The 16,971-nt window shown below is 35.7% G+C and carries 16 protein-coding genes and 2 tRNA genes; 13 read left to right on the top strand and 5 right to left on the bottom strand.

Annotation, left to right across the window (positions count from 1 at the left end):
- Positions 1-55 precede the first annotated feature (55 nt).
- From IO90_RS12805 to IO90_RS12785, 5 genes are all read right to left on the bottom strand, one after another.
- Positions 56-862, bottom strand: coding sequence for a helix-turn-helix domain-containing protein (locus IO90_RS12805; protein WP_034967176.1), 807 nt, complete (start codon positions 860-862; stop codon positions 56-58).
- Between the two features lie 82 nt (positions 863-944).
- A tRNA-Phe gene (locus IO90_RS12800) sits at positions 945-1,017 on the bottom strand.
- 68 nt (positions 1,018-1,085) lie between these two features.
- A tRNA-Phe gene (locus IO90_RS12795) sits at positions 1,086-1,158 on the bottom strand.
- A gap of 94 nt (positions 1,159-1,252) precedes the next feature.
- A complete protein-coding gene (locus IO90_RS12790; protein ID WP_034967172.1) occupies positions 1,253-3,097 on the bottom strand; it encodes a lysophospholipid acyltransferase family protein in 1,845 nt (614 codons plus the stop codon).
- A 7-nt stretch (positions 3,098-3,104) separates the two neighbouring features.
- Positions 3,105-4,343, bottom strand: coding sequence for an aspartate kinase (locus tag IO90_RS12785; protein WP_034967168.1), 1,239 nt, complete (start codon positions 4,341-4,343; stop codon positions 3,105-3,107).
- A 240-nt stretch (positions 4,344-4,583) separates the two neighbouring features.
- Here IO90_RS12785 and fbp point away from each other — a divergent pair, with 240 nt between their 5' ends.
- The 13 genes from fbp to IO90_RS12720 all read left to right on the top strand — a co-directional run bounded on the left by fbp (position 4,584) and on the right by IO90_RS12720 (position 16,959).
- Positions 4,584-5,603, top strand: a complete 1,020-nt coding sequence (fbp, locus tag IO90_RS12780; protein ID WP_034967163.1) for a class 1 fructose-bisphosphatase — start codon at positions 4,584-4,586, stop codon at positions 5,601-5,603.
- Positions 5,604-5,665: 62 nt separating this feature from the next.
- A complete protein-coding gene (locus IO90_RS12775) occupies positions 5,666-6,673 on the top strand; it encodes an o-succinylbenzoate synthase (RefSeq protein WP_034967160.1) in 1,008 nt (335 codons plus the stop codon).
- 89 nt (positions 6,674-6,762) lie between these two features.
- A complete protein-coding gene (locus IO90_RS12770; RefSeq protein ID WP_034967157.1) occupies positions 6,763-9,141 on the top strand; it encodes a M1 family metallopeptidase in 2,379 nt (792 codons plus the stop codon).
- Between the two features lie 54 nt (positions 9,142-9,195).
- Positions 9,196-9,909, top strand: a complete 714-nt coding sequence (locus tag IO90_RS12765) for a hypothetical protein (protein WP_034967154.1) — start codon at positions 9,196-9,198, stop codon at positions 9,907-9,909.
- An 84-nt stretch (positions 9,910-9,993) separates the two neighbouring features.
- The gene (locus tag IO90_RS12760; RefSeq protein ID WP_034967150.1) at positions 9,994-10,224 is read left to right on the top strand and encodes a hypothetical protein; all 231 of its coding nucleotides are present in this window, start codon (positions 9,994-9,996) and stop codon (positions 10,222-10,224) included.
- Positions 10,200-10,502, top strand: coding sequence for a hypothetical protein (locus IO90_RS19025; protein ID WP_034967147.1), 303 nt, complete (start codon positions 10,200-10,202; stop codon positions 10,500-10,502). The genes IO90_RS12760 and IO90_RS19025 overlap by 25 nt, the downstream gene beginning before the upstream one ends.
- 163 nt (positions 10,503-10,665) lie before the next feature.
- On the top strand, positions 10,666-10,947 hold the full coding sequence (groES, locus tag IO90_RS12750; RefSeq protein WP_034967144.1) for a co-chaperone GroES: 282 nt from the start codon (positions 10,666-10,668) through the stop codon (positions 10,945-10,947).
- 45 nt (positions 10,948-10,992) lie between these two features.
- Positions 10,993-11,349 carry a four helix bundle protein gene (locus tag IO90_RS12745; RefSeq protein WP_034967140.1) on the top strand — a complete coding sequence of 119 codons (357 nt, stop codon included), beginning with the start codon at positions 10,993-10,995 and terminating at the stop codon, positions 11,347-11,349.
- Between the two features lie 66 nt (positions 11,350-11,415).
- Positions 11,416-13,038, top strand: a complete 1,623-nt coding sequence (gene groL / locus IO90_RS12740; protein ID WP_034967137.1) for a chaperonin GroEL — start codon at positions 11,416-11,418, stop codon at positions 13,036-13,038.
- A gap of 71 nt (positions 13,039-13,109) precedes the next feature.
- Positions 13,110-13,646, top strand: coding sequence for a hypothetical protein (locus tag IO90_RS12735; protein WP_034967134.1), 537 nt, complete (start codon positions 13,110-13,112; stop codon positions 13,644-13,646).
- 217 nt (positions 13,647-13,863) lie between these two features.
- Positions 13,864-15,927, top strand: a complete 2,064-nt coding sequence (locus IO90_RS12730) for a M48 family metallopeptidase (protein WP_034967131.1) — start codon at positions 13,864-13,866, stop codon at positions 15,925-15,927.
- Positions 15,928-16,096: 169 nt separating this feature from the next.
- Positions 16,097-16,702 carry a Pr6Pr family membrane protein gene (locus tag IO90_RS12725; RefSeq protein WP_051878653.1) on the top strand — a complete coding sequence of 202 codons (606 nt, stop codon included), beginning with the start codon at positions 16,097-16,099 and terminating at the stop codon, positions 16,700-16,702.
- Between the two features lie 20 nt (positions 16,703-16,722).
- Positions 16,723-16,959 carry a hypothetical protein gene (locus IO90_RS12720; RefSeq protein WP_034967128.1) on the top strand — a complete coding sequence of 79 codons (237 nt, stop codon included), beginning with the start codon at positions 16,723-16,725 and terminating at the stop codon, positions 16,957-16,959.
- The last annotated feature ends 12 nt before the right edge of the window (positions 16,960-16,971 follow it).

The following is a 16,971-nucleotide window of genomic DNA, read 5'->3' as shown; positions in this document are numbered from 1 at the left end:
GTTATAATGCAAAGATAGATTGAGAAGACTACCTGAGATTGTAAAAATGGAAACCTTAAATAAAAAGCCAGACATTTTCCTTTTCCGTATTGACGGTTTTAAAGAAAGAATTCGGACTTACATTCGTAAGTTGTTTGAAATCCTTAATTAAATGCGATTGGTCGTAAAAAGAACTTTCAAGTGACAAATCAGTTAAATTTCTCTGATTTTTTTGATTGATGATCGCATTTCTAAAACGATGAATCTTGCGATATTCCGACGGCGATTTTCCGATTGTCTTAGAAAAAAGTCTGTTTAGATATTGTCTTGAGAAATTATTTTTGATGGCAATATCATCAATTCTAAAATCTGATTCGATGTCGGAAATTATATTTTCTAAATCTGAAAAATCCTTCTCTTCCAACTTTGAAAGCCAAAATTCCTCTAATTTTTTTCTTTGAATTTCTCTATCCTTGATTTTGAAGATACTTTCCATCGAATCATTCAAATCTTCAAAAGGACTAAAATCCAAGCCAAGAATATTTTTAAAGAAAACTTCCGGATTTTTCACAAATTGATTAATACCCAAAGGTTTGAAATAAATTGTGACTTCTGCTACTGCTCCTTCATAGATAACCTCAATCGGCTTGGTGTATTTTGCCACAAAATCTGAAATGATATTATGATTTTTGGATTGCTTGACGATTATTTGAAGGTTATTAATTTCAATATCTGCATTTTGATTTATGGAGAAGATGAAGAAATTGTTTGGGAACGTCCAGTAATGCAATGGTTCTGCGTTCTCATCTGGCGAAATGAAATAATATCCTTCAATGTACTTTCTCAAAAGTTCATTTTTTGGTTTGTAAAATTCAAATTTCATTTGACGAGACTGATTTGTGAAAAGAATACTAATTGATCAAAAATACAAATAAAAAAACCGCCTAAAGTTAGGCGGTTTTAAGTGGTTTCTCCAGGGATCGAACCAGGGACACATGGATTTTCAATCCATTGCTCTACCAACTGAGCTAAGAAACCATTGTTTTTTTGAGCAATGAATTCATTAATTAGTTTTAAAATATTAATAGTAAATCAATATTTAATTGTGGTTTCTCCAGGGATCGAACCAGGGACACATGGATTTTCAATCCATTGCTCTACCAACTGAGCTAAGAAACCATCACTCGCATTGTTATTTTGAGTGGTGCAAAAATATAGTCTTTATCCTTACAATGCAAATTATATTGAAAATTAGTCAATATTTATGTGAAAATTACTGATTTTCAGAGGATTTTTTTTCAGTTTGTGCTTTGAAAAAATCACTTAATTCCTCCAAAACCGGTTTAATCGTATCTTCTGGCAAATCGCTGATTCGGATGTACATCAATCCATCAATCGCATCATTGAAGTTTGGATCTACGTTGAAGGCGATCATTTTCGCATTCTGTTTGATGTATTTTTTGATCAAAACCGGCAATCTAAGTTCAGGCTCTAGATCATCAATAATTTTATCCAATTTATTAAGATCGGCATCAATATCTTCGAAAAACAACGCTTTATCACGTTCCTTCATCACAACCTTAAATTCATTTTTAGGATGAATGTATTGAGCAACAGCAGAATCATAATAATGAGAACGCATAAACTCGATCATCAAAGATTTTGAAAATTCTGAAAACTTGTTGCTAATACTCACGCCTCCCATCAGGAATTTGTGTTCCGGATTTCGAAGGCAAACGTGGACAATTCCTCTCCAAAGTAAAAACAAAGGAAATGGTTTCTGTTGATATTCAATCGAGATGTACGCGCGTCCCATTTCTATCACCTTTCGGAAAAATGGTTGCAATTCCGGATCGTATTCGAAGAGCGAACTGGTATAGAATCCATCGATCCCGAATTTTTTCATCACTTCTGAACCCAAAGCCATTCTGTAGGCACCAACGAGCTTTTTGCCAGCATTGTCCCACATGAAAAGGTGGTGATAATGGTTGTCATATTCATCAAGATCAAATGGCAGATTCGTCCCCTCGCCTATCGCACGGAAGGTCAATTCTCTTTGTCGTCCGATTTCCCTCATTATAAAAGGAATCTCGGCTGACGTCGTGAAAAACACATCGTAATCGCCGTGAGAGAAAAGCTTTTTGTTTTCAGTATTTTTTAGCGTGTTTATTTCGGTTTCAATATCCTCTGTTGGCGTTGCATCAATAATATTTTGGACAATATTGTTCTGCTTTACCAAAGGATTCTTGAGTGACATATTGGGTAGCTTCAGTTTTTCGGTGATGCTTTTTCGTCTTTCATAATAAGACTTCAGCATATAAACCTTATTATAAAGATAATCGCCCAATTCCTCGATACTTTCCTCTTCCTGCATTTGTTTTACAGAGATAGCTTTCCCAATTCGGATACGGATTGGATGATCTCTCTTGCGCATCATTTCAGTTGGCAACATCAGGGTTTGCAAATCCGGATGCAACTTGGCAACGTTATAAAAAATCTTACTATTGGTTGCGTGGAAGTACATTGGAACCACGGGAACCTTTGCTTTCTTAATGATTTTAAGAGCCGTTTTGCCCCAAGGTCTATCCAGAACTTCGCCGTATTCATTATTTTTATTGGAAACTTCGCCAGCGGGGAAAATACCCAGACATCCACCTTCCGACAAATGTCTGAAAGTTTCTCTCATTCCAGATGAACTGCTGAAAGCATCTTTCCTTTCTTCGAATGGATTGACGGAAATCACAAAAGGATCCATCGGTTTTATCTTGGATAAGAGAAAATTTCCCATCACCTTGAAATCCGGACGAACGCGCAAAATGATCTTACACATCAATATCCCATCCAATGCACCAAGTGGGTGATTGGAAACAATGATGAATGGCCCGGTTTTAGGAATCTTCGCCAGATCTTCTTCAAAGACGATATAGCTCAGTTCTTGTTCTCTCACGAACTCGTCAAAAAACTCCACACCTTTTGTATGAATCAATTTATTATAAAGCGCATTGACTTCATTTATCTTGGTAAGATTCATGATTACCGAGGCAACTGGTCTCTTTAGAAAACCAATTTTGTCGAGTCCGGCTGCTTTTATCAAGTCTTCTTTGGAAATTAAGCTCATAGTTTTTTTACATGGTTACCATTTGGAAGGTTTTTTTTGAAATCTGCTCCAGAAGTACTTTTTTGTCTTTGTAGAATTTTTCCAGCTTGTCCAGTTCTGCATTTCTAACGGTAAACAAAGATACATTCTTCGTCATTTGCGTGATGAAACTTTGTTGCAGTTCCTCATTGAATTCATTCGCCATTCCAAATTTGTCTTCCAAACATAAAGCTAATGAAATTGCCGAATTCTGCATCAAAGAAACTTTAATTTTATATTTTGCCAAAAGTGTAAAGATCAGACTGATATGATCCTCGGCTATGAAAGAGAAATCGCGGGTTTCAACATTCAACAAAGTTTGATTTTCTTTTAGGATGTAACTTTCAATAGATTCGTTTTCTGTGGAGTTTCCGACTTTGGTTCCCGGTTCTTTCGGTTCTACAAAAGATTTTACAAAAAACGGAATGTTCTTTTGTTTAAGTGGCTGCAAAGTTTTTGGGTGAATGACGGACGCGCCGTAATAAGCCATCTCAATTGCCTCTTCGTAAGAAATGAACGACAACAATTCCACGTTATCAAATTTCCTAGGATCGCCAGTCATCACGCCTGGAACGTCTTTCCAGATAGTCATTTCGTCCGCATTTAAGCAATAAGCGAAAATCGCCGCGGTGTAATCTGAACCTTCTCTTCCTAAAGTTACCGTGAAATTATTGGTTTCAGAACCGATAAATCCTTGAGTAACGTAACAATTGATTTTATCCAATTTGGAAATATTCTGTTCCGTTTCTTGCCAGTTTACGATCCCTTCTCTGTAATTGCTATCAGTTTTGATGTAATCTCTAGCATCCAACCAATGGTTGAAAAACTGAATTTCATTAAGATATTCGCTAAGAATTTTGGAAGAAATCATCTCGCCACAACTTACAACTTGATCGTAAACAAAGTTGTAATTTGGAGACTTGTTTCTTCTTAAAAAAGAATCGATGTCATCAAAAAACAAAGAAATCTCTCCGAAAACCGGATGATTCTCTGAAAACAAACCCTTGGCAATATCGATGTGATTTTTCTTTATCAATTCAATTTCTTGCTGATAATCCTGTTTCTTGAAATAATATTCCACCACCTTTTCCAAAGCATTCGTGGTTTTCCCCATTGCGGAAACCACCAGCAGACATTTTTCAAACCCTTGCGTTTCCAGAACCAAGGCCACATTTTTCACACCTTCCGCATCCTTTACAGATGCACCACCAAATTTGTAGATTTTCATTAGATTTTTTAAGACTTAAAACAGTTGATTTTAATATGACAACATCGTTAATTTATTATTAACCCCCAAAAATATTAATAATGAACGAAATATGAAAATTGGACATGGCTTTTTTTAATGACTCAAAATGAAACATTAAACCATATTAATAGGAATATGATAAGTATCATCAAATAGTGATAAATTTTGTTTCATTTAATTAAAAAATATGATAGTTTTGTAAATCTGAAAATTACACCCATGTCAAAACAAGCTTTACAGACTTTAGGAGAATTCATCATCGATAAACAGGATGATTTCAAATATTCTACTGGAGAACTTTCCCGCCTCATCAGCTCGATAAGAATCGCTACAAAAATCGTAAACAGAGAAGTAAACAAAGCCGGAATCGCAGACATCATCGGAAACGTTGGAAATATGAATATCCAAGGTGAAGATCAGCAAAAACTGGATGTTTTGGCCAATGATATTTTCATCGCCGCACTTTCTCAAAGAGAAGTTGTTTGTGGAATTGCATCGGAGGAAAGCGATGATTTCATAGAAGTTAAATGCACGGAAAATGCACACCTTAGCAAATATGTTGTGTTGATTGATCCTTTGGATGGCTCTTCTAACATTGATGTTAATGTCTCTGTGGGAACTATCTTCTCTATATACAGAAGAGTTTCGGATCCCGGAAGTCCAGTTGAATTGAGAGATTTCTTGCAAAAAGGAGTGAATCAAGTGGCAGCCGGATATGTGGTTTACGGTTCATCAACAATGATTGTTTACACGACAGGAAATGGAGTGAATGGATTTACATTAGATCCATCGATCGGAACCTACTACTTATCTCACGAAAATATCAAATTCCCGACTTTGGGAAAAATATATTCTATTAATGAAGGAAATTATGCCAAATTCCCTCAAGGCGTAAAAGATTATATCAAATACTGTCAGGCAGAAGCGGAGGAACGACCTTACACATCCAGATACATCGGATCTTTGGTTTCAGATTTCCACAGAAACATGTTGAAAGGTGGTGTTTACATCTATCCTCAGACTTCACATTCTCCAAACGGAAAATTGAGATTGCTTTATGAGGCAAATCCTATGGCATTTTTAGCAGAGCAAGCTGGCGGAAAATGTAGTGATGGTTTCAAAAGAATTATGGAAATCGAGCCGACCGAACTTCATCAGCGTGTTCCTTTTTTCTGCGGAAGCGCGGCGATGGTGACCAAAGCAGAAGAATTTATGGCGAAAGCTGTGAGTAAAAATTAAATTTTACGATTTTAAAATGATATTAAAGGCCGATTTGTTCGGTCTTTTTTTATTTTTGTAGAATGAAAACGGCAACATTCAACCAATACATTCTCAATTTCAAACAACCAAGTGGAACCTCACGAGGTGTCTTGAATACGAAAGAAACTTATTTCATCGAAATCCACGAAGACGAAAAAAAAGGAATTGGTGAATGCGCGCTTTTCCGAGGATTGAGTTTTGATGACGATGACGATTATGAAAGCGCTCTCGAATGGGCTTGTCGTAATATCAATTTGAGTTTTGAGGATTTGCAGGAAGAATTGGTGAATCATCCATCGATTATTTTTGGAATCGAACAAGCTCTTGCCAATTTGAAATATCAAGGCGATCTTTATTTCCCCAGTGATTTTACGGATGGAAAGGATTCGATTAAAATCAATGGTTTGATCTGGATGGGAAATGCGGAATTTATGCAATCCCAAATCGAGGAAAAAATCAAGGATAACTTCACTTGCATCAAACTGAAAATTGGTGTTGATTGGGATTCTGAAAAACAAGTTATCAAATCCTTGAGACAAAAATTCCCGAAAGATAAAATAGAACTTCGCGTAGATGCGAACGGTGCATTTTCCCCTGAACAAGCCAAAATTGTTTTGCAGGAACTGGAAGAATTAGACATTCATTCCATCGAACAGCCGATAGAAGCAGGAAATTGGGAAGCGATGGCAGAACTTTGCAAAAACACGCCAACGCCAATTGCACTGGACGAAGAATTAATCGGTGTTTTGAATTTTGAATCGAAAAAAGAACTTCTGAGACAAATCAAACCTCAATATATTATTTTAAAACCAAGTTTAGTTGGCGGATTTTCCGGTTCTGATGAATGGATCAGTTTGGCAGAAAAAAATAATATCGGCTGGTGGATCACTTCTGCTTTGGAAAGCAATATCGGTTTGAACGCCCTTGCACAATACACGTACAACAAAAAAAATCCGATGCCACAAGGATTGGGCACCGGAAGTTTATTCACCAATAATTTCCCAAGTCCTTTAGCTTTAAAAGGAGAAAATCTTTGGTATGAAAATTAACTTTTTACTCAAAAAACAATTATAATTGTTTAGTAACTATTTCCTAACTTTGATGACGTATAACTTTGTCAGTCAATAATTTTTCGGAAATGAAATTAAAAGTTTTAGCCTTATTGTTCGCTTGTGTTTTTCTAAGTGCTCAAAATATTCAAAACAATCCCGGGAGCAATCACGGTAACAAATTTGAACAACTTGGGACGATTCTCCCTACTCCAAACACTTACAGAACCGCTTCTGGTGCGCCAGGAACTCAGTATTGGCAACAAAAAGCTGATTATGATATTTACGCATATTTGGACGAAGAAAAAAGAAATTTGAAAGGTTCCGAAACTATCACTTACTATAATAATTCGCCAGATGAGTTGGAATATCTTTGGCTTCAATTGGATGAAAACCAGCAATCTTCTGTTAAAAATGCAGATTATCCATCATCCTCTATCCTTCCAAAAAGTTCGAATATTGATAAATTAAGTCCATCCGAAATTCCCGTAAAAGACAACGGTTATGGTGTCAATCTAGAAAAAGTGACTGATGCCAGCGGAAAAGCTCTGAAATATGTCGTGAATAAAACGATGATGAGAATCGATTTGGCAAAACCACTGAAAGCTGGGGAGAAATTCACGTTCAAAATCGATTGGAATTACAACATCCCAAACCGAATCGAAAAAGGCGGACGTGGCGGTTACGAAAACTTTGCAGAAGATGGAAACGACATATATACGATAGCACAATGGTTCCCGAGAATGTGCGTTTACAGTGATTTTCAAGGCTGGCAAAACCACCAGTTCACAGGTCGTGGCGAATTTGCTTTGGTCTTCGGAAATTACAAAGTTTCTCTCAATGTTCCTGCTGATCACATCATTGGCGGAACTGGTGTTTGCAAAAATTATGACCAAGTTTTGACTCCGGCTCAATTCGCAAGATACAGACAAGCTGAAAACTCGAACGAACCGATAGAAATTGTAACGCTCGACGAAGCTAAAAAAGCAGAAAAATCTAAATCTAAGGAAAGAAAAATCTGGAAATTCGAGGCAGAAAATGTACGTGATTTTGCTTGGGGATCATCAAGAAAATTTGTTTGGGACGGAATGAAAGTTTTGATTCCTGAAAACAACAATAAAGTGATGGCGATGAGTTTCTACGGAAAAGAAGCTTACGGACTTTACAGAAAATTCTCTACAAAAGCGGTAGCTCACACCATCAAAACTTATTCAGAATTTACGATTCCATATCCATATCCCGTGGCACAATCCGTAGAAGCTTCCAACGGAATGGAATATCCGATGATCTGTTTCAATTACGGACGAACTGAAAAAGACGGTACTTATTCTGAAGCCATTAAAAATGGAATGTTGGGCGTGATCATCCACGAAGTTGGACACAACTTTTTCCCCATGATCATCAACTCAGACGAGAGACAATGGTCTTGGATGGATGAAGGTTTGAACACCTTTGTAGAATATCTGACCGAAGAGAAATGGGATAATAAATTCCCTTCGAAACGTGGACCTGCCTGGACAATCGTCGATTATATGAAACTTCCGAAAGACGATCTGGAACCGATCATGACCAATTCTGAGAATATTGCCAAATTTGGACCTAATGCTTATTCGAAACCAGCAACTGGATTGAATATTTTGCGTGAAACCATCATGGGAAGAGAACTTTTTGACAAAGCTTTTAAAACTTATTCTCAACGTTGGGCATTTCGTCATCCAGAACCGGCGGATTTTTTCAGAACAATGGAAGATGCGAGTGGCGAAGATCTGGATTGGTTTTGGAGAGGTTGGTTTTACCAGACAGATCCTGTAGATATTGCGATTGATAAAGTGACTGTCGCGATTCCAGATTTCGATGCCCTCCCAAGAGAAGCAAAAGAAACAAAATACAAAGCTGACGCTCCACTTCTGAATGAATTCGAAGATATTTCGAAAATCAGAAACAGAGATGAGAACATTAAATTCTATGTGGATGGAGACAAAGATGTTCAGGATTTCTATTATAAGTACGACCGTGGACAAGAAAAAATTGACACTAATAAAGAATATGTTTTAAAATCCGGATCTACTGAAAAATTATCGGCTCAAGACAAAACCCAAGGTATCAATAAAAACATCACCGCCTATCAAATCGATTTTACGAACAAAGGTGGATTGGTGATGCCAATTATCTTGGAATTCACTTTTGAGGATGGAAGTAAATTGAAAGACAAGATCAATGTTCAAATCTGGAGACAGAACGAGCAAAAGGTTTCCAAAACTTATTATTTCGACAAAAAATTAAAATCTGTCCAACTCGATCCGATGAAAGAAACAGCAGACATTGACACTTCCAATAATCTTTGGACAGCCAATTCTGCGACAGAAGCGCCTTCGAAGTTTCAGATTTTCAAACAATCACAACAAGATGCCGTGCGTGGTGGCGCGAGCGGGAAGGTGAATCCGATGCAGGCTTCCGGGAAAAAATAAATTTGATTCTGCTGTAACTTTATAATATCCGGCATTACTTATTATTAAAAAAATATGAGAACATTTCTTATCCTTTTAATAATTGGTAGTGCCAATTTTGTTTCTTCTCAAACTCTACTTTCGCCTTCGAATGTCAAACTTAATTCAAAATACATTCAGGAAGAATCTTCAGAAGTAAGTTGGACGATAGAAAATGCAGGTCAGAAAATAGAAATCGGCAAAGTAACAACGGAACAGAAAAAATTAAGCAAGAAAGAACTTCTGATAAAAACGACTGTTAAAATGAAGCAAGCTCCTGAAGCTTGGGTTGATTCTACAATTATTAAGATTTCGAATTTCCAGCCAGTTTATCATTCTTCATTCAATTCGATGAGAAATATGTCGCTTAAGTTTGATAAAAATAAAGCGACCGGATATTATCTTGATAAGAAAACTCAGAAAAAAGATTTGATTGATGAAGTTACAAGTTCAGCTTACTTTGACAGTAATAGTTATCCGGCATTAATTCGGTTTTTGCCTTTACAGGAAAATTATACAGCTGAAATTTCAATTTTCGATTACAATCCAACAGCAAAAAAAGGTGTTATCAAAGCTTATATTGAAAAGGTTGAAAAAAGTGACTATAATGGAAAGGATATTTGGATCGTGAAAACTACGGATGATATTCAGGATAGAAAAACGGAAAGCCTTTATTACATTGATTCGGTTTCAAGGAAAGTCATTAAACAAGAAATTAATGCTGGTGGAAGAAAGATGATAATGGAATAAAATATGTTTCAAATGTAACTTTTCTATGATTTATTAATTAATATCTAATATTTTTTTTGCTTAATTTTACTAAAATTTAAAAAAATGGAAACTATAAAATTAAATATAGAAATAGAAAAGGCAAGTTTTCCATTGGTCAAAAAATTTCTTGAAAACATAAAAGGAATTGTGAATGTTGAGGAAACAGATGAGTTGCTGGAAAATTTTTTAGAAATGGAAAACAGATTTCTTAATGGAAAATTAGAAACCATTTCTGAAGAGGATTTTAAAAAAAACATTGAGAATAAAGTATGCGAGTTGTATTCTCAAAAGTAGCAGACTTTCACTATAACGAAATATTAGTCAAGCTTTCGGAAAAATGGACTGAAAAAGAAATCAAAGTTTTCATTACTGAATATGAGAATGTTATTGAGAATGTAAAAATAAAATTGGTTTCATATCCGTATTATTCTAAAAAGCATAAAATTCAGTTTGCATTAATGGGTAAAAAGAACGTCAAGATGTACTTCAAAATATATCCCGAAGAAAATTTGATATTCGTTTTCGATTTTTTCATTGTAAGAAAAGATCCAAACAAGTTAAATAAACTCTAAAAGTCATTCAAATCGAATGACTTTTTTTTCTGCCAAAATTTCAGTTCCAAAATAAAAATCTGCCAAATCGAACAATCAATCATCAACTATCAACCATCGACAACCTTGGCACATTCTTGGAGATGTAGGAATGAGAATAAATATTAAAAAATCAAATATAATTATGTCAGTAAATTTCAAACCATTAGCGGACAGAGTTTTGGTAGAACCAACACCTGCAGAAACTAAAACAGCATCAGGAATCATCATCCCAGACACTGCAAAAGAAAAACCTCAGGAAGGAACCGTTGTAGCAGTTGGTCCAGGAAAAGTAGATGAGCCAACCACTGTAAAAGTTGGAGACAAAGTGCTTTATGGAAAATATTCAGGAACAGAACTTAAGTTTGAAGGGAAAGATTATCTTATCGTAAAAGAAGGCGATCTTTTAGGAATAATAACTGGCTAATAGCTTTTAGCTTCTGGCTACTAGCTTCTGTATTGAAAATTAGCAATGAGAGATTTTAAAAAATTTGAAGTTTGGCAATTGAGTCATCAATTGACTTTAAAAATTTACACTTCAACCAAAAGTTTTCCCAAAGAAGAACTATTTGGATTGACATCTCAAATTAGAAGATCATTTGCTTCCATTGGTTATAACATTTATGAGGGAAATGGAAGAAATTCTGATAAAGAATTTGCTAATTTTATTAACATCGCATTAGGCTCGTCAAACGAAGCTGAAAACCAACTAATTCTTGCTAAAGATTTAGATTACATTAATGAAAGTGATTATCAAAATATTTTAGAAGAGTTAATTATACTAAAAAAGAAACTTGTGACGCTTTGGAACAGGTTAAACGGAAATTAAAATAAAATTAAAACAGCGAATCGCTAAAGCTAAAAGCCAAAAGCAATTCGCCAAAAGCAAAAAAATATGGCAAAAGAAATTAAATTCGATATTGAATCAAGAGACGCTTTGAAAAGAGGTGTTGACGCATTGGCAAATGCAGTTAAAGTAACTTTAGGACCAAAAGGTAGAAATGTTGTCATCGAAAAATCTTTCGGTGCACCACACGTTACCAAAGATGGTGTGACCGTTGCAAAAGAGATCGAACTGGAAGACAGAGTAGAAAATATGGGTGCTCAAATGGTGAAAGAAGTTGCTTCTAAAACCAATGACATCGCTGGAGATGGTACAACTACCGCTACAGTTCTTGCTCAGGCTATCGTAAGAGAGGGCCTTAAAAACGTTGCTGCGGGTGCAAATCCAATGGACTTGAAAAGGGGAATCGACAAAGCTGTTTTGGCAGTGGTTGAAAACCTTAAATCTCAGTCTCAGGAAGTGGGGAACAACTCAGAAAAAATCAAACAGGTGGCTTCTATCTCTGCAAACAATGATGATACGATCGGATCATTGATCGCTGAAGCTTTTGGTAAAGTTGGAAAAGAAGGCGTGATCACTGTTGAGGAAGCAAAAGGAACGGACACAACAGTAGATGTTGTAGAAGGAATGCAGTTTGACAGAGGTTTCCAATCTCCATATTTTGTAACTAACCCAGAGAAAATGGTAGTTGAATTGGAAAACCCTTATATCTTGTTGGTTGAGAAAAAAATCTCTTCGATGAAAGAATTATTGCCAGTTCTTGAGCCAGTTGCACAAGGTGGAAAATCGCTTTTGATCATCTCTGAAGAAGTTGAAGGTGAAGCTTTGGCAACTTTGGTAGTGAACAAATTGAGAGGTTCTCTTAAAATTGCGGCTGTGAAAGCGCCAGGATTTGGTGACAGAAGAAAAGCAATGTTGGAAGATATCGCAATTTTGACAGGCGGAACTGTGATCTCTGAAGAAAGAGGTTTCAATATGGAAAACATTACCATCGATATGTTGGGAACTGCTGAGAAAGTAGTGATCGACAAAGACAATACAACCCTTGTAAACGGTGGTGGCGAAGAAGCTCAGATCAAAGGAAGAGTTTCTCAGATCAAAGCTCAGATGGAAACTACTACTTCTGACTATGACAGAGAAAAACTTCAGGAGAGATTGGCTAAATTGGCTGGTGGTGTTGCTGTACTTTATGTAGGTGCTGCTTCTGAAGTGGAAATGAAAGAGAAAAAAGACAGAGTTGACGATGCATTGCACGCAACCAGAGCTGCCGTTGAGGAAGGAATCGTTGCCGGTGGTGGTGTTGCTTTGGTAAGAGCGGTTGCTGCCCTAAACTTCGAAGGTTCAAATGCTGACGAAACGACTGGTATAAAAATTATCAAAAGAGCAATCGAAGAGCCATTGAGACAAATCGTGACCAATGCTGGAGGCGAAGGTTCTGTGATCGTTGCAAAAGTAGCGGAAGGAACTGGAGATTTCGGTTACAACGCAAAAACCGACGAATATGTGAATATGCTTGAGGCTGGAATCATCGATCCAACTAAAGTAACAAGAGTTGCTCTAGAGAACGCAGCTTCGGTTTCTGGAATGCTATTGACAACTGAATGTGTGATCACTGAAGTGAAAAGCGCTGAACCTGCAATGCCAATGGGCGGCGGGATGCCAGGAATGATGTAGAAGTCAACGACAACTAAATATATTAAACCGTTCAGATTTTTTCTGAGCGGTTTTTTTTGTATTTTTATAATATGAAGTATTCAGCAAAAGATATTGTTTATCAAGGAAAAAAATTTGAAAATGCAAGTGTGATTCTAGAACAGAAAACTATCGAGGAAAATCAAAATAATGTTAATAATAGAACTTTATATTTTGATAAGCAAAGTCTTAATCATAACCTTGAACCTGCATTCTCGCTGTTTGGATTTTCACTAGAATTATATATAAAGGGAATATTTTATTTTATATATAAAAAACCTTTACATGGTCATCATTTAAAAGAATTGTTTGATTCTTTGGATTATGAGTCTAAGATATCTGTTAAGGATTATTTCGAAAATAATAAGGAGAAATATATAAAACAGCATGAAAATATTTTCATTGATAATCAAATCGAAATAATCTCATTTGAAGAAACGCTTTTTGAATTATCTGATGTTTTTGTAAAAGTTAGATATATGTTTGAAAATATAAATTTGGAAAAAAATCTTAGTCTAAGAGAATTAATCCGACAAGGTATTGTTAATAGAATAAATGAACTTAATTTTTTAGATTATTCATTAGATTAAATATTTAATGATAAACATAGATTAAATAAACAACGATTTTCTAAGTATGAAAAATCTGCTATAACTAATTAGAAAGCATAATCTACATTATCCGTTCAGATTTTTTCTGAGCGGTTTTTTTATGAATTCTACTTTTTATTAAAATTAATATCAAATGATTCGGAAATTTTAAAATGATTTTATATTTTTAATTCAAAATTAACAACCAACTAGATTTATGCTAATCCAAACCTCGGCAGACTTCAGGAAGAAAAGCAAAGCCGCTATTTTTTCCATCATCTCATTTATCATCGTTTATATTTTACTTTTCATTGCCGCCATTGCATTGACGGTTGCTTGCATCGCAGGAGGAATTTTCCTAATTGCCGCAAAGCCGATGTTTTTTACAGTGATGATCGGTCTTGGGCTGGCAATTTTTGGGATTTTGATCTTTTACTTTTTGATTAAATTTATTTTCAAAAAACATATCAACGACAGAAGTTACCTCACGGAAATCCAACAAAAAGACGAACCCGAACTTTTCGCAATGATAAATGAACTGGTAAAAGAAACCGGAACGGATTTTCCTAAAAAAGTTTATCTGAGCTACGATGTCAACGCGAGTGTTTTCTACGATTCCACGTTTTGGAGTATGTTTTTGCCAATCAAAAAGAATCTGACGATCGGAGTTGGACTCGTAAACGTTTGTACAAAACAGGAGCTGAAGGCGATTCTCGCACACGAGTTCGGACATTTTTCCCAAAGATCGATGAAAGTGGGAAGTTATGTTTACAACGTGAATCAGATTATTTTCAATTTGGTGAATGACGACGAATCCTACAGAAACACGATTCAAAGCTGGTCCAACGCAAGTGGTTATTTTGCATTCTTTGCGGAATTGGCGCTCAAATTTACATCGGGAATCCAGTGGATTCTTGGGAAAATGTATTCGTTTGTGAACATTCGGCATCTTGCACTTTCCAGGGAAATGGAGTTTCACGCAGATGAAGTTTCTGCTAATATCGCTGGATCGCTGGCTTTGGAAGAATCACTTTTGAGGCTGGACTTGGCAGATAATTCGTATAACAATGTCCTCAGTTTCTATGAAAATAAAATCAAGGAAAACAAAGCCAGCAAAAATATCTATAGAGAACAATCCTACGTGATGGGATTTTTGGCGAAGGAAAGCGATTTGGAAAACAAAAATGATTTGCCAGTTGTAAAATTGGAAGAAGCTGGACTTTTCAACAAATCAAAATTGGTCATCGAAAATCAATGGGCGTCGCATCCGTCAACCGAGGAGAGAGTCAATCGCCTGAGACAATTGAATATTCAAAAAAATGCGGACAATCAGCCTGCAAAATTCCTTTTCAAAAATTTTGAAGAAACAGAAGAAAAGCTGACCACCAAATTGTTTTCGAATGTTCAATACGAAAGTGAAAAATCCAATTTGGAATTTGATCATTTCAAAGAAGAATTCGAAGCCAATTACAACAAAGATACTTTTGACAAAATATTCAACAATTATTACGACAACAAAAATCCGGATAAATTCGATATTGAAAATGCTTCGCCAACCAATGAAAACCTGAGTTTTGACGAACTATTTGGTAAGGAAAAAATCGAGACCACCTACAATCTGATCGCGCTTCAAAATGATAAAAGTACCATCGAAGCGATTTCCAAAAAGGAATTGGACATCAAAACTTTTGATTACGACGGAACCAAATACAAAGCTTCCGACGCGAAAAAACTGATTCCAACCTTGGAAAATGAAATCAAAAGTTTGGAAAAAGAAGTGACAGAAAACGACATCAACATCTACCATTATTTCCTGAATCTTGCCAAAACCCAAAATCTGGAAACCGACTTTAGAAAAACCTATTCCGATTTTGCAGAGTGCGATGTGACTTACGAAAATCAATTCCAATTTTATATTGATCTTAGCAACGCGTTTGCCTTCGTGAGTGTGACGACGCCTTTTGAACAGATTGCGAAAAATTTCAAAAACAACATTCCTATAGAAGCCAAACTGAAAGAAGCATTGAAAAGCATTCTTAAAAATCCACTTCTTGAAAACGAAATCGACGAGCAAAACAGAAAGGATTTGGATTATTATGCGAATTATACGATGATATATTTTAGCCACAACGAGTATTTTGACAAAAATCTGCAACAATTGTTTTTCGCCATCAACAGTTATCAATACTACATTGCAAGAAATTATTTCCTTCTGAAGAAAAGACTTTTGGATCAAATGTCCAGTTTGGAAAAAAACAAAGTTCAATCTCAAGTTTCATAATTTTAAAAACCGTTCAATTTTCGTGAGCGGTTTTTTAATAGATTTTTCTCTCTGAAATAAAAATGATAATTTTAGAATTATTATTGATTAAATTAAAAATAAAGATGAGCAAACGAAAAGTTTATTTTGTTCGGTAGCCAAAAATTCATTGATCTAAATACTGACATTAATGAAAAGCCTAAAAACCAAAACCATATTCGCTTCCACAATCGCTTTGCTAGCTTGGTTTTGCGTGATCCTTCAGTTCTACATCACAGAAGGAACTTTTTCGAATGTGCTAAGTTATTTTACAATTCTAAGCAATCTCTTAGTTGCGCTTAGTTTGACTTTTTCAACATTTCTCAACGGAACGAAACTGGGAAATTTTTTCGCCAGCCTTTCCGTCAAAACAGCGATCGCGCTCTACATTTTTGTAGTTTTTGTAGTTTATAATATCGTTTTGCGTGGCATTTGGAAACCCACCGGCTGGCAATTGTTCTTGGATAATATGTTGCACGTCGTCATTCCGGTTTCTTATATTTTGTATTGGATATTCTTTGTCAAAAAAGAAAAATTGAGTTGGAAGAACGGATTTTTCTGGTTGATCTTTCCACTAATTTATTTGGTCTATTCTCTGATCCGTGGCGCCATCGTGCATTGGTACCCCTACCCTTTTTTGGATGCTCAGAAACTTGGATATGAGCAGGTCAGGATAAATATCGTGTTGATGCTTTTCGTATTTTTAGCCAGCGGATCAGCACTCATTGCTATTAATAATAGATTTGAAAAGCATTAATTAATTTAAATTTGATCAAAATGAAAAAGAAAGATCTGGAAAAATACATTAAGAATATTGGTAATCCAAACGAATATTCTGACAGCAAATATCTCGTTTACGTCGAGCTTTACAAAGCGGACAAAAAGCTGAAGAAAATAATTTCTGAACATTGCAAAGTCATCAAAGAGCTGGAATTTGGATATTTGTGCGAGGCCAACCTGCAGGCGATTCCGGAAATTACAAGATCATTGTCTCTGAAAAATCACGCGGTTTAAATCACGCGGTTT

This window comes from Chryseobacterium sp. FH1, from assembly GCF_000735135.1.
Classification (GTDB): domain Bacteria; phylum Bacteroidota; class Bacteroidia; order Flavobacteriales; family Weeksellaceae; genus Epilithonimonas.
This window is presented reverse-complemented; position numbering and strand designations above follow the sequence as displayed.